This window comes from Nitrospira sp., assembly GCA_030692565.1.
Lineage (GTDB): Bacteria > Nitrospirota > Nitrospiria > Nitrospirales > Nitrospiraceae > Nitrospira_D.
Map to the genome: position 1 here is coordinate 14826 of JAUYAO010000032.1, position 14695 is coordinate 29520.

Genomic DNA, 14695 nt, shown 5'->3' on the forward strand with positions numbered 1-14695 from the left:
TGCTGAATCACCTCTCCAGCACACATCCATTCATGCCGTCTGCCCGCGAAACGGCAGACGGCCATACACTCAAATCAAGTAGAGCGAAAGGAGTAGCCATGATGGTGTTACGGTTGGCCCTCGTGCTTGGAACGCTCTTTCTATCTGCCACCTTCGATCCGTTCAACGCCGCCGCAGCCGATGGAGATTCGGCAAAAGGACTCCCCGCGATTCCTTTGAGCGTGGACGAGATCCACGCCTGGATTGATCGCGCACACCCGTTGTTAAAAGGCGCCGGGACCGAGAAAGTGATGGCCCGCGGCCAAATGCTCAAAGCGCTTGGAGCCTTTGAGCCTGTCCTCATCAATGACACCGAAGTTGAACGTTTTATCTCTAGTTCAAATCCCCAAAAAGGCACACAGACCGTCGGCTACAACGACACGCTCATCGAAGCTCGGCACCCCTGGGGGTTCAGAGCGAGCGCCGGCATACGTGAGGCGATCGGCTCAGGAGCAAGGATTCCCGATCTCTCGTTCGGCGGCGGCAACAACCAAGTCATTCTCGGCGGGTTCTTTCCCCTCCTGCGCGGCCTCCTGATCAACCCTGAAAATGCCGAACTGCAGCGGTCTGAGCTGGCCGATCCTCGAGCGGATATCCGTATTGCACAAACCCGGCAGGATTTATTCCTCGCCGCCGCCACCCAATTCTGGGATTGGGTGGCAGCCGTCCGTTTCGTCGAAATCCAGCGCAAAGCGTTGAAAGTTGCAGAAGACCGCTTCAAACAGGTGGAGGGGCGGGCCAAGGCCGGAGCCGTCGCGCCGTTAGACGTGGTCGAAGCCAACCAGGAAGTCCAGCGCCGCCGAGAAGTCTCCATTGCCGCGCAGCGCCAGGTAGAGCAGGAGCAATTCAAACTGTCGATGTTCCTGTGGGAGAACAACGTTCCATCGCTGCCCGCCCTCGACCGGGTCCCGGACTTTCCGGCACAGATGCTGTCTCCGACGCCTGACGCCGTCAAGGCCCATAAGATTCAAGCAAAAGCCGAACGGCCTGAAATTAGAGAAATCGGAATCGAAGCGAAAGTGAACAATATCGACTTGGAACTGGCGAAAAACAATCTGCTCCCAAGCCTCGATGCCGAAGCCGCCCCGGCCCGCAATCCGGAGAAATTCGTGCTCGGCCTCGGGTACCGCTTTGGCCTTGAACTCAGAATCCCCATTCTCCAACGTCGGAGCCGCGGCGAAGTGCTCGAAGCGCAGGGCAAAGCAGATCGCTTCGTCATGGTCCAAAAATTCCGTGAACAGCAGGTAGTCGTCGATGTCGATAACGCCCTCTCGGCGATCGAACGAGCCAAGGAACGAATGGAGGCCGCTGTTCAATCCCTGCGTCTTGCCAAGACCCTCGAAGAAGGAGAGCGATTCCGTTTTGGGTTGGGCGCCACCAGCGTTCTCTTCGTGAATCTTCGCGAGCGCAATTCGGTGGACTCCGAAGCGCAGGTCATTCGAGCTAAAGCTGACTATCAGAAGGCCCAGGCCCTGTATCAATGGGCGATCGGCGCCTGGGCCAAAAGCAATCCCAGCGCGATTCCGGTCACCTACCGGGCTCGTGACTAAGTCTGTAAGAGCGTGGTATTTCTGCTGATGATTTGCTAGGGTGACAGCATCGGCGGCGATTCATAGTCAAGGGAAGGCGCGTCTCTCCTGAGGCCGCTCGTCGTATATCGGCACGACCACGTTACATGGGGATCAAGGCGACATGGCGCAGGACCATTCTAGCAACCAGCCGAATCTCTTCCGGGCCTTATTGGGGCACCTGGGACTCCTGTTCAGACTCGAACGGCGAATCCTGGGGCTGATCGTCTCCTATTCACTGACTATCGGATTATTTTCGCTCATCGTCCCCCTCACCGTCCAGGAACTGGTCAACACCTTCGCGTTCGCCATCCAGCCGATTACCATCGTGACGCTGGCCGGCATTATGGTCACAGCCCTGGCGTTCGTCGGCGTCTTCAAAACGCTGCAGTATTATGCCGTGGAAATCCTCGAACGGCGGGTCTTTGCCAGAATCACGATGGCCATGACCCAGCAGTTGCCGCTCATGCAGTATCAGAGCTTCAAGCCCCGCTTCGCGAACTACTTCATGGAAACGGTCCTCATGCAGCGCGCCCTGTCGGTGCTGCTCGTCGACTTGATCAATGTCGTTGTCGGCGGGACCGTCGGAATGTCGATTCTGGTCTTTTATCATCCGTATTTTCTGCTCTTCAATGCGCTGTTGCTGGTCGGCTTTACCGTTGTCTTCTTCCTCCTCTCCCACGGCGGCGTGCGCACCACTATCGACGTCTCGCATGCCAAGTACGACGCGCTCCACTGGATGCAGGAAATCTCCTACAACCTCCTGCATTTCAAGGCAACCGATAGCCAGCCGCTGCTCATGCAGAAATCCGACCGGTTGATTGAGAAGTATGTGGATGCCCGGCGGGCGCGCTTCGCAATTATTGCCCGTCAATACCTCAGCTCGGTGGGATGGCAGGCGATCGTCCACGGCGGTCTCATCGGCACCGCCGGCTGGCTCCTCTCGATCGGCCAGTTGACCCTCGGACAACTGGTGGCGGCTGAAGTCGTCGTAGGCGGCCTGCTCAATGGGTTTGACGCCGTCGTGAAGCGCATGGGGCATGTCTACTACTTCATGACCGCGTTGATAGAGCTCGACGAGTTCTTTGCGCTCCCCAAAGACCAGGAATCGGCGACGTTGTCCGTTCCATTGCCTGACCCCACCATTCACGGGATTCGACTGACTTGCAAAGACCTGGCGGTTGCGCATCCTGGAACCCCTTCCATTTTTTCGAACTTCGACCTGGAAGTCATGCCGGGCGAAAAGGTCGGCATCTATGTCAGTACCACCGTCGCGAAAACGGCTCTCGCCCGCGTCCTCGCAGGATTGGAAGCTCCAACCCATGGCGTCATCCGTTACAACGGCGTCGACCTTCGCCATCTGGATCGCACAGCCGTCAACCGTTGTCGTGGATTCATGCTCGATTCCCAGCTCACCCTGTTCGAGGGCACGATCGAAGAAAACATCGTATTAGGCCGGTCCTATGTGCCCTACAGCGATGTCCGCTGGGCGCTCCGCTTCACGGAACTGGAAGAAGAGATCGACGCCTTACCGCAAGGCATCAAGTCCCACGTGCGGACACCCGGTAAAGTGCTGGCTCCGACCCATATCATGAGAATACTCCTCGCGCGCGCCATCCTCGCCCGGCCGCAAATTCTCATATTTGACGGGATCATTCACAACATGCACCCGACGATGCGGGAGACCATTCTCCGGCGTCTCTGCTCGAAAGACGAGCCCTGGTCGGTCGTCTTCGTCTCCAACGATCCCAACCTGACGCCTCACGTCGACCGCCGAATCATCATCGATTAACCAAGGACACTGTTGTGGGACTTCTCGATCGCTTGCCTATTCCTAAACCGACCGGCGCCCAACTGCTGATCAGTGTGCTCATAGCCGGCCTTGGCTGGTACAGCGGGCAGGCCCTCAGCCAAGTCGACCAGGACTTGCGTATCATGTACACCGAGTACACGCTCGGCGCGGCCGACCTCGCGCATATTTCGGCCGATACGATGCGCTACCGCAATACAATCATCCGGGCCCTGGAAGCCGATAGCCAAAAGGACTTCGAACGCATTACAGAATCGCTCCCCGTTCAGCGGGCAAAGATTCAACATGCCATCGACCGGTACGCGGCGGCTGGCCTGCGCGTCTCCCGAAGCGGACGGAGCGAACCGGAGGACATCGAATCCGTTCGACGCAGCCTCGATCAATACTTCTCCGCAGCCAGCACCACCATCCAGCTCCTGACCCAAGAATGGACAGCCAACTCCCCCGCCGAACGCGAAGCCCTGCGCCGGAAAGCCGAGGAGCATGCCTCCGACAATGCCGGCCCCAAAATGATTCAGGTGAGCTTGGCCCTCGACCATTTATTGGATACCGTCGCCGATGTGGCGAAGGATATGCGCGATGAGGGAACAAAGACGATTCAGGCCAGCAGCATGACGTTAGTAGGCGGGAGTTTCTTTGTTGCGTTGCTCAACCTCTTCCTGGGCCAACGCAGAAAACCGGTCGATGACGACATCGACGCGGCTGTGGATCTTCCTGCTCGCACGACCGACCGGGAGCATCTCGGCGAACCATCCGCTTCGCCTATCCCGAGCGAGACCCACTAACAGGATGCTCAAAAAAACCACTGTTCTCACCCACCCAACCCCGGCGCGCCGAGACGCGCCGTTCCGCGGGCAAGGCCGCAGCGAGCGAAGAGGCGAGGCGTACGCTTCGGTACGTTGAGCCTCTGAACGACGCGAGAACGCCGCTGGCGGACTTTTTCAGCATCCTGCTAAGCCGGCGGACGCCCGACTGCCCGAAGAAGCTCAACCCGTTCGTCAGCCGAGAGTTCTTTCCAGCTTCCCGCCCCCAAACCGGTAATGCCGAGGTGCATGATCCGGACACGGTGTAGCCCCGTCACTCGATAGCCCAACGCCTGACACATCCGCCGGATCTGGCGATTGCGCCCCTCCGTCAAGATGATACGAAACCGGTGGGGCCGCACGCGCTCCATGCGGCACGGCCTTGTCTTGCTGCCGAGAATAACCACCCCCTCTGCCATCTGCCGGAGGAAGGCCTCGTCGAACGGTCGATCGACATCCACCACATATTCCCGTTCATGGCCGAATTCCACGCGCAGGATATCGTTCACAATATTTCCGTCATTCGTCAGCAGAATCAGACCGGATGAATTCTTATCCAGCCGCCCGATCGGGAAGATCCGCTCGGGATGTCCGATTTCGTCGATGATATTCCGAGGCACGTGCGACTCGCTCGTCGTCGTCACCCCGACCGGTTTGTGGTACTTGATGTAAAGGAAGGCCTGGCCCCAGGGAATCACGGTCCCGTCGCAAGCGACGACATCCGTCCGACTCACCCGGTCACCCAGCGTCGCGACAACCCCGTTGACGGTCACGCGTCCCGCTTCGACGCGCTGATCCGCCTCGCGCCTGGAACAAATGCCATGCTCGGTAAAAAACTTATTGATGCGGATGGGAGAAGAAGGCGCGGGCTGAACGTCGCGCGTCATCGTGGCGAACGCCTTAATGAACCCGGCGGCCGGCTTTGATCCGGCCGAGCATGCGATAGATCAAGCGGGCGATGGCAAATTGCGGCGCCACGAACCCGTCGATCGGAGCGATCTCACTGATATCCATACCGACAATCCCCGGACCGTTGGCCAACGCCGTGACCAGATGCAACGTATCGTACCAGCCGAGTCCGCCTGGTTCCGGCGTACCCAGGGCTGGGATAATGGCGCTATCCAGCCCGTCGCAATCGAACGTCAGATACACAGGTCCGGTACAGGCCGCAACCACTTCAGGCACCCACCGTGCCGCCCGCCCCTCATAGGGACCGGATGGATCGAGAATCGACGCAGCAAAGAACGTGGCAATGCTCTTGGTCGTCTTGATCCGTTGGATTTCCTCAGGACAGATTGAGCGAATCCCGACCTGGACGAGCCGATGTCCATCATCGACGACTCGGGCCATCACGCTCGCGTGGCTAAACGGATTTCCCCCATAGGCCTGGCGCAAATCGCCATGCGCGTCGATTTGCACCACGCATAGATCGGGGTAGCGCTTCGCATGGGCCCGAATTGCCCCGAGCGCGCCTGTATGCTCGCCTGTGAGGGTCACAAGAAATCGCCCGGTCCCGACATGCGGGGCGACAAATGACTGAATCGCGTCAACCGCCGGCCCGTCCACGCGCCCTTGAAGATCGAGCGTGGTCGCGGTCGCGATGCCGCCCCATTCACGAAACGGCTCGCATCCGAGCTGCTCATCGTAAAACTCTACCTGAGCGGACGCCTCAAGAATGGCGGAAGGTCCGCGGTCTGATCCGAGAATATAGCTGGAGGTGTGTTCGTACGGAGCCGGCAGGACATAGACGCCCGCCTGCTCGGGGTGGCACCAGGGTTCATCGATCCCCAGGAAATTGTGGTCCTGGCCTTCCCACCCGGCAGGAAGTGTCATACCTGTTCCACCATAGAGGCTGGCATGGTGTGCGTGCTGCGGGACAACATACTCACGCTGATTAGCGGCGAGAGCGCTTGGGGATATTTTCTTCGGGAATAAAAACGGCCAAGGCAATGACCGTCGTCCATCGGTCCGGCTTGCCGACAGCCGACTGGGTGATATTCAATGTGCGCACGATTTGTCCGGCCATTTTGAAGACCTGCTCGCGCTCTTTCCAGGCGATATTCGGATCGAACTCCACCCCCAAGGTGGTAGCCAGCATCTGTGCGGCGAGATCTTCGGTATATTCGCCGGTCTCCTCATCGGTTTCGCCGTGGGCATGGTGCTCGGAGAGATAGCCGTAGGTCTGACGATCCGTTGGAATGGCGAGTCCGATGGATGCGGACACGAGACGGTTGCGTTCATTGGTCTCTGACCGGGCCATGACGCAGAAAGTGATTTCGCCGGGGTTCAGCAGCTTTTCACCCCGCTTGCGTGGGATGATTTTGCAGTTTGGCGGAAGGATCGACGAGACCGTCACCAGATTGCAGTAAGCCACACCGGCACTGCGGAGGGCTTGTTCAAAAGAAGCCAGCTTCTCCTTATGAACTCCCACTCCTCGCGTCAGAAACATCTGTGTAGGTACCATCGTCGTCGTCTCCCTTGTCTATCCGCAGGCTGACTGCACTACATTGACAATGCGTTGTATTGGGCCGCTGTTGTACCAAGATTGTCCGGGGTTCGCAATATCCTCACAGGAATATTTCTACGATCCTCAGACCGGCTCTTTCAGGTTCAGGACCAACAGCCGCGGCTCAGTCATATCCTCAATGGCCGCTCGTACACCCTCTCTCCCCAACCCGGAATCCTTTACGCCCCCATAAGGCATGTGATCCGCCCGAAACGTGGGAATCTCGTTGGCTAACACGGCGCCAACCTCCAAATGACGAAAGGCGTGAAAGACCTTATTGATATCCTGCGTGAACACGCCTGCCTGCAATCCGTAGTCCGATTGATTCAACGCCGCAATGGCGTCGCTGAACTGCCGATAGGACGACACCGTGACCACAGGGCCAAACACTTCCTGGCAAGACACTTTCATTTCCGGCTTCACATTCGTGAGCACCGTGGCTTCCAAGACCGTTCCCAGGCGCTTTCCACCGAGCAACACCCGGGCTCCTTGTGACACGGCCTCTTCAATCCATCCCTCGACGCGCTGCGTGGCCGCAGGATCGATCAACGGACCAACGGTCGTCGTCTCATCCGTCGGATCACCGGCTTTCAGCCTGGCGACTTGCAGCAGCAGTTTGGTCGTAAACGTATCGGCCACCGAATGATGAACGAGGATGCGCTGGACCGAAATGCATGTTTGCCCCGCATAGCCAAACCCGCCGCTGGCACACCGTTTGGCAGCCAGATCAAGATCGGCGTCCGGCTCGATGATCACGCCGGCATTACCCCCGAGTTCGAGCGTCACCTTCTTCTTGCCGCACTTGGCTTTCAACATCCAACCGACCGGCGCGCTGCCGGTAAAACTCAGCAACTTGAAGCGGGGATCAATCACCAGCCGTTCCGCAATCGCATTGTCACAGGGCACCACGTTCAGCCCACCGACAGGGAGTCCGGCCTCCAAGGCCACTTCACCCAGGAGCAATGAGGTCAGCGGGGTCTGCGGTGCGGGCTTGATGAGGATCGGATTGCCGGCGGCCAGCGCCGGCGCGACCTTGTGCACGACCAGATTGAGAGGAAAATTGAATGGCGTGATGCCGACGATCGGACCCAGCGGAAACCGGCGAACCATCCCGAGATACGATTCGGTCTGGGGTGTCCAATCGAGCGGCACGACTTCGCCGGGGATACGCTTGGCCTCTTCAGCCGCAATCGTCAATGTCTGTACCGCGCGATTGACCTCGCGCTTCGCGTCGGCAATCGGCTTGCCGGCTTCGGCCGTGATCGTTTGAGCGAATTCATCCCGGCGGCGATAGAGCAGGGCCGCCATATCCTGCAGAATATTATAGCGGGCATGGGAAGCCAGCTTCGCCATGACGGGCGCGGCCGCCACTGAGGAGGCAATAGCCTCTTCAACATCGCTCTCACCGGCCTGACAGACTTCCGCAAAAACGTGTCCCGTAAACGGATTGGTCACGCCAGCCGTGAGAGCGCTGCGCTTCCAAACTCCATGAACGAGAAACGGACGTGGTTCCTGCAAACGCGCGATCTCCCTCTAGGACGAGGCAGGAATGGAGGCAGGCTGATCCGCCTCGGCGGCCTGTTGTTCAGCCGCAGCCTTAGCAATGAGTTCGTCCGTTCCCCAATCGCGCACGGCTTCCAACGTAAAGCTTTCATACGTGGATACCCCGTGGCAGGACGGACAGTCAGGCATCGGCACTTTTCGGTAAAACACTTCCCCCAGACAGGACATGCACACCCAAAACTCAGCCGTCCCCTCATGCTGAGGCACTGACCAGAATGATTGCGTGGAAGCCATAGTTACTCCTACGTTATGGCACGTGTGGATCGCGAACAAGCGGCCTGGAGCGTTCAACAGACCGCACGGGTCGAATGAGAGACTCACGCTCTGTCCCTCCGCGTGAATGCGGAGTACTCGCGAGCAGCCGATCGATTTCTTCGGCAAACATTTCGAACGGAAACGCTCCGGGGATCGCGATCGCAGGCTCTTTCTCCGTAGGGCCGCTCGCCGTCCGCACAAGAATGAACCCAGGGGTTCCGTGAAATCCCCAGCGATTGGCCTCTTCCCGATCTGCAAAAATTGACGCGACGTGCGATTTTTCCTTGAGACAGCGCTCAAACACGGATTGGGTCAACCCGATGGCGACGGCATGCCGCAGAATAACCGCTTGATCGATGCGCCCGCCCTCTGCAAACAGGCGATCGTGCATGGCCCAATACTTCCCCTGGCCCCCGGCGCAACGCGCCGCCAACGCCGCATCGAGACCGGGTCCCTGGTCAGCGCGCGGATAGTCGCGGTAGAGAAACTTCACTTTACCGGTATCCACATACCGGGCTTGGATTCTCGGCCAGGTCTCGCGAAAAAATTTCAAACAGTAGCCGCAGGTAAAGTCCGAATACTCGATCAGCGTCACCGGCGCATTGGCCTGACCCCTCATGCGATTCTCAGCCTGGCCGGACTCGTCCTTGGCCCCGGCCAGAGACGGGAGCAGTGCGAGACAGCACGCCGTTGCCCAACCCACCATCGTCATGCCACGCCGCGAGCTATTCATGAAGGTCGCTTCTCCCGCTCCCGCTGCCGTTCCAACAATCCCATCATCAGCAAAGGCCAGACAACCGTGGCATCGCTGAGCACTTCGGCAAACCGTCCACCGTCAACAGGAGGAACAAACTTGCCCCACGAGATTCCTTCTTGATAGGTACAGCCGCTCAAACCGCCCCAGTAATCCGGTTCGGGGCAGATCCGCACGCCGTACTGGAAACGCGGAGGCTTCACAGTAAGCCCCAGCCGATGGTTGCCGATTTCGATATAGGGCCCGACTTGTTGCGCCCAATTTCGCGGCACCCCGCCGCCGATCGTAAAAATCCCGATCTTCTTGGCGGACAAAATCTGACCGGCATAGCTATTGAGGTCCAGATAGGGATTAAAGGACGGGAGTGACTGATGGAGACTGCGCAGCACCGTCAGATCGTCTCCGGGCTTGGCGTGAGAACGGGCCTGGTCAATCGCTCTGCCCATGGCCCAGGTCCCCACATCCAATCCCATTTCCGAATCGGTAAAGGCAGGGATATAGACCGGCACCTTCTTCAGATAGGCGCTCTTCAGAATCCCGTCTCCTTCATACTCTTCAGCCAACGTCTTACCCAACTCACGGGTCAGAATTTCAGAAGAGAGCGGCGTATCATAATTCACGCGCTTCAGTGTCTGCGAGACCACCTGCTCGACATAATTGAGATTGGATTCCATCTCCAACGTATCGTAGACGCGATTGTAGCCCTTCTCGAATAGTTCCTCATCGGACACCGCCGGATTGACACGATAATGTGTCTTTCCGATCGACTCGCTCAGGCCATGCGCGATCAGCGCGCCGGTGGAAATAATACAGTGGACCATACCGCGATCGACCATCGTGCTGATGATCTTGCCCATCTTGGCGATGGTCATGGCCCCGGAGAGCGTCAATACCACCTTGCAGTCGGCATCCTCGATCATCGCATTGAGGACTTCGAACGCTTCGCCCAACCGCCGGCCGCCGAATGCTGTCTTGCCCATGGCAACCAGCAGCTCGTTGAACGAACCGATTTTGTCCGGGTCGAGCGGTTCCAGGGCTTCTAAGCCGTCTTTCCCGCCGTCATGAAATTCACGTGTCGCCATAACCCATCACCGTCCAAGAATATGATTACAAAAGGCGCATTCCTTATACACAACCGGCGCTAGAGGCGTCAACGAAGCGAATCGCATGTCGACAGCGATCTTGGAGCTGAAACATGGACACCGTCGTGCTCATACAGCACCTGTGTCGTAGCGCGAGAAGAAACGACACCGCTCCAGATCAATCGAATGGAGTTCGCATATTAGGTGGAACACCCCACTACACTTCATGAGCGTGAAGTACCAGCTACGGAGAAAGCCCACTATTCCCATGCGGCACGAGCTTTGGGTGCCGGGGCTGCGACCGTGGTGAGATGCAGCCAGAGATTGGTGAGTGATGATTTATAGAGAGGGAAAGGGGTATTCTGAGGCGGCAATAGCTGAGTGGAAACTTAGCCTTTGTTCAGTTGTCTTGGATGAAGCAGGCAGAGAAGACCACGACCTTTGATAAATGTATGAATTCAAAAACCGCCCTTCCTTCTCTGTCCCGCCCTGGCTGCGTGCCTCTTGAATCTATAACTCTGGAAAATCTCAGCTCATGAAGAATTTCGATGCCTTCAAAGAACACGGTGATGTCATCTGGAACATCGCCAATCTCCTACGCGGTCCTTATCGGCCGCCGCAATATCGCCGGGTGATGATTCCGCTCACGGTATTGCGCCGTCTGGATTGTGTGCTGGAAAGCACCAAGGATCAGGTGATCGCCCTGCACAAGAAGCTCAAAGCGGAAAAGAAGCACGACGCCGAGACCATCGAAAAAATTATCAACAAGAAGTTCAAACTCACCTTCCATAACACCAGCAAGTTCACCTTCGAGACACTCCTTGGTGATCCGGACAAGCTTGCCGCTAACCTCGGCAACTACATCGCCGGGTTCTCCTCCCGTGCACGCAAGATCATCGAGAAGTTCAAATTTGAGGAAGAGATTGAAAAGTTGGATGAGGCCAATCGGCTCTTTGAGGTCTTCAAGCAGGTTGCGGCAGTAGACCTACACCCGGACACCATCCCGAACATCGCAATGGGCTACCTCTTCGAAGACCTCGTCCGGCGCTTCAACGAGCAAGCCAATGAAGAAGCTGGAGATCACTTCACTCCGCGCGAAGTCATCAAGCTGATGGTGACACTGCTTTTCACCTACGACGATCTGGTCTACAAGGAAGGCAAGGTCATCAAGATCTACGATCCCACGGCGGGCACGGGCGGGATGCTCTCGGAATCGGAAAAACTCATCAAGGATCCTGATGCTGGTCTCAATCCCAGTGCCAATCTCGAACTCTTCGGCCAGGAATATAACCCTGAGGCCTATGCCATCTGCGGCTCTGATCTCATGATCAAAGGCGAGGATGTGCAAAACATGGTTTACGGGAACACCCTTGGGACCGGCAAATCCAAAGAGGGGTTTGTCGATGGCGACGGCCACGCGGATGAGAAGTTCCACTACATGCTGGCGAATCCACCTTTTGGCGTAGAGTGGAAGCCGGAAAAAGACCATGTCACCACCGAGCACAACGAGTTTGGCTTCGATGGGCGTTTCGGCCCCGGTCTGCCGCGCATCAATGACGGCGCGTTGCTCTTTCTGCTCCACATGATTTCAAAGATGGAATCCGCACCCGAGAAAGGTGGCAAGGGCGGAGAAGGCTCCCGCATCGGCATCGTATTCAATGGCTCGCCCCTTTTCACGGGGGACGCGGGTAGTGGTGAGAGCAACATCCGCCGCTGGATTATTGAGAACGATATGCTGGAGGCCGTCATCGGCCTGCCCGACCAGCTCTTCTACAATACCGGCATCTCCACCTATGTCTGGATCGTGACGAACCGCAAACGCCCCAAGCGTGCCGGCAAGGTGCAACTCATCAACGGGACCGACTTTGCCTGGAAGATGAAAAAGAGTCTTGGCGACAAGCGCAAACGCATCGGCGACGGTACAGACGGCGCCCCGAACCACATCGAGGTGCTGGCTAAACTCTATGGCGATTTTCAGAACAATGTTCGCCTGACCGTGGGGCAGATTCAAACAAACGTGGACCCCAAGCGTGACCAGGAGAAGAGCCTTTTCGTCAGCAAGATTTTCAACAATCAGGATTTCGGCTATCTCAAGATCACGGTCGAACGTCCGCTACGGTTGAACTTCGCGGTCACCGACAACCGCATCGATCGTTTCAAGCGAACCAACGCCTTCGTGGATCTCGCCATTTCACGGAAGCGAAAGGACAAGAAGAGGATCATCGAGGAGGAGCTGGAGGGTGCGGAAGCGCAGGCGGCGATTCTCGAGGTGCTCGACGGCATGAAGGACGGGTTCAGCGAGGGGCAGCTCATCAAAGACCGCGCCGTCTTCGAGGAGCTACTGGCCGAGACATTTCAAGTGGCAGGCATCACGCTGGATGGCTCGCTCCGGAGCGCCTTGCTAGCCCCAGGCAGCTTGGGCGAACGCGACCCCGGCGCTGAAATCTGCTTCGATAAGAAAGGCAACCGGGAGCCTGACCCCGAACTGCGCGATACCGAGAACGTGCCGTTCCCGAGCGGCATCGCCCTGCCGCTGCCGGTTGACTACGAGGGGAAGAAGAACAAGGGGAAAGTGGACGCGACCGCGCTGCTCGCCCTCGTGCAGGACCACTGCGAAGCCTACCTCAAAGCCGAGGTGCTGCCCTACCGCCCCGATGCCTGGATTGATCACAGCAAGATCAAGGTCGGCTACGAAGTCCCCTTCAATCGCCACTTCTATGAGTATGAGGCACCGCGTCCGCTGAACAAGATCGAGGAAGATATCGACGGACTGGAGAAGGAAATCATGGCGATGCTGAAGGAGATCGCATCATGAATCCTGCGGCCTATCCACACCACAAGGTTAGTCGGATTGAATGGCTCGGCGAGGTTCCTTCGCATTGGGATGAGAAGCCACTAAAACACCTAGCGGACATCGATAGTTGCGGCAGTTACGGGATCGAACCGGAAGGTGCTGAGATTGTGTTGCCTGTCGCCACGACTGCTCAGATTGATTCCGACGGTCGCTTTGCAGTGGACGAAATGCCACAGCGCGGTTTCGTCCCATTAGAAGTCGAACGCTATGGCTGCGCGGCTGGCGATATCCTTGTCGTAAAATCGAGCGGGTCAGGAACGAACATTATCTCCGGCAAAGCGGGGTTGGTCGATGAATTCACACCGCACTTCGTGTTCAGCAACTTCTTAATGCGCGTCCGGCCCGTAAAGGAGCGTGCAGTCCCCAAGTTTGTATTCTTTCTTCTCAGATCGGACCTGACCCGCCAACGAGTCGAGCTGATGTGCTCAACGACGACTTATCCAAATCTCCAAATTGGAGAATACACATCCGTTCTGCTCCCAGTTCCCTCGATCCCCGAGCAGGAGAAAATCGCAGCGTTTCTGGACTGGAAGACGGAGCAGATTGACGCCCTGATAGCTCGGAAGAAGGAGCTACTGGAGAAGCTCAAGGAGGAGCGCCTCGCGGTCATCACCCAAGCCGTCACCCAGGGTCTCAATCCTGCCGCCCCCATGCGCGACTCCGGCATCCCTTGGCTCGGCAAAGTGCCGCAGCATTGGGAGGTGAATCGAATTAAGTTTGTCGGGCGCGTCGGCAATGGCTCGACGCCAAGCAGAGAGAATCCCTTGTATTGGGATAACGGCGATTATCCCTGGTTGAACAGCTCCGTAGTGAATCAAGAGGCGGTGACGATGGCGGACCAGTTTGTCACCGCAGACGCGCTAGCGGAGTGCCATTTGCCCATAGTGCATCCACCCGCAGTATTGATTGGGATTACGGGCGAAGGGAAAACGCGGGGCATGGCAACCACGCTTCTCTTTGAAGCGACCATCAACCAACACCTCGCATACTTCAAGCCGGACCCGTCCCAAGCAGTGGTTGGATTTGTCCGGCGGGTCTTTGATATGGCTTACGCGTATCTGCGAAGCGAGAGTGAGGGTGGTGGTAGCACCAAAGGTGCGATTACTTGCGAGCAAATCACCGAGATGTCGATCCCTGTTCCACCGATTGTCGAACAAGAGGCTATCGCAAAGCACGTCGATGCAGAAACGCAGCGGATTGATCGGATGACTATAAAGATAGAAGCCGCCATCGACCGCCTTACCGAATACCGTATCGCCCTCATCACCTCCGCAACTACGGGTAAGATTGATGTGCGCAAAGTTAAACTCGGTTCCGCAGCCTAGGAGCCTGTCCGAGTAATGTGCATTTTGGACTGGACAGGCAGCGGGCATTGTGGTTTCTAGGCGGCATGGCTAAAACATTCAAATCCTGGGACGTCGATCAGCCGGTACTGCTCCCTCCGTCCGTGCAGGAGCTGGT

The 14695-nt window shown here is 57.5% G+C and carries 12 protein-coding genes; 5 read left to right on the forward strand and 7 right to left on the reverse strand.

Translation table 11 applies throughout. From position 1 onward, the window contains the following. Positions 1-98: 98 nt before the first annotated feature. The 3 genes from Q8N04_08230 to Q8N04_08240 all read left to right on the forward strand — a co-directional run bounded on the left by Q8N04_08230 (position 99) and on the right by Q8N04_08240 (position 4202). Positions 99-1589 (forward strand): TolC family protein, encoded by a 1491-nt coding sequence (locus tag Q8N04_08230; GenBank protein ID MDP3090649.1) that lies wholly within the window; start codon positions 99-101, stop codon positions 1587-1589. 142 nt (positions 1590-1731) lie between these two features. Continuing rightward, positions 1732-3399, forward strand: coding sequence for an ATP-binding cassette domain-containing protein (locus Q8N04_08235; GenBank protein ID MDP3090650.1), 1668 nt, complete (start codon positions 1732-1734; stop codon positions 3397-3399). A 14-nt stretch (positions 3400-3413) separates the two neighbouring features. Continuing rightward, a complete protein-coding gene (locus Q8N04_08240; GenBank protein MDP3090651.1) occupies positions 3414-4202 on the forward strand; it encodes an MCP four helix bundle domain-containing protein in 789 nt (262 codons plus the stop codon). A 167-nt stretch (positions 4203-4369) separates the two neighbouring features. Here the strand turns inward: Q8N04_08240 and Q8N04_08245 are convergent, their stop codons facing one another. From Q8N04_08245 to Q8N04_08275, 7 genes are all read right to left on the reverse strand, one after another. Next, positions 4370-5107: a pseudouridine synthase gene (locus Q8N04_08245; GenBank protein MDP3090652.1), complete on the reverse strand. Its 738-nt coding sequence runs from the start codon at positions 5105-5107 to the stop codon at positions 4370-4372. 13 nt (positions 5108-5120) lie between these two features. Continuing rightward, the gene (gene speB, locus Q8N04_08250; GenBank protein ID MDP3090653.1) at positions 5121-6053 is read right to left on the reverse strand and encodes an agmatinase; all 933 of its coding nucleotides are present in this window, start codon (positions 6051-6053) and stop codon (positions 5121-5123) included. 61 nt (positions 6054-6114) lie between these two features. Continuing rightward, positions 6115-6684: an arginine decarboxylase, pyruvoyl-dependent gene (locus tag Q8N04_08255; GenBank protein MDP3090654.1), complete on the reverse strand. Its 570-nt coding sequence runs from the start codon at positions 6682-6684 to the stop codon at positions 6115-6117. 126 nt (positions 6685-6810) lie between these two features. Further along, on the reverse strand, positions 6811-8244 hold the full coding sequence (locus Q8N04_08260; protein MDP3090655.1) for an aldehyde dehydrogenase family protein: 1434 nt from the start codon (positions 8242-8244) through the stop codon (positions 6811-6813). 15 nt (positions 8245-8259) lie between these two features. Then, entirely contained in the window at positions 8260-8523 is a 264-nt protein-coding gene (locus Q8N04_08265; protein MDP3090656.1) for a hypothetical protein, read from the reverse strand. 13 nt (positions 8524-8536) lie between these two features. Next, positions 8537-9277 carry a thioredoxin domain-containing protein gene (locus Q8N04_08270; GenBank protein ID MDP3090657.1) on the reverse strand — a complete coding sequence of 247 codons (741 nt, stop codon included), beginning with the start codon at positions 9275-9277 and terminating at the stop codon, positions 8537-8539. Then, a complete protein-coding gene (locus Q8N04_08275) occupies positions 9274-10380 on the reverse strand; it encodes a deoxyhypusine synthase family protein (GenBank protein ID MDP3090658.1) in 1107 nt (368 codons plus the stop codon). The genes Q8N04_08270 and Q8N04_08275 overlap by 4 nt, the downstream gene beginning before the upstream one ends. A 535-nt stretch (positions 10381-10915) precedes the next feature. Here Q8N04_08275 and Q8N04_08280 point away from each other — a divergent pair. After that, entirely contained in the window at positions 10916-13195 is a 2280-nt protein-coding gene (locus tag Q8N04_08280) for a class I SAM-dependent DNA methyltransferase (GenBank protein ID MDP3090659.1), read from the forward strand. Further along, positions 13192-14559, forward strand: a complete 1368-nt coding sequence (locus Q8N04_08285; GenBank protein MDP3090660.1) for a restriction endonuclease subunit S — start codon at positions 13192-13194, stop codon at positions 14557-14559. The genes Q8N04_08280 and Q8N04_08285 overlap by 4 nt, the downstream gene beginning before the upstream one ends. Positions 14560-14695: the final 136 nt, after the last annotated feature.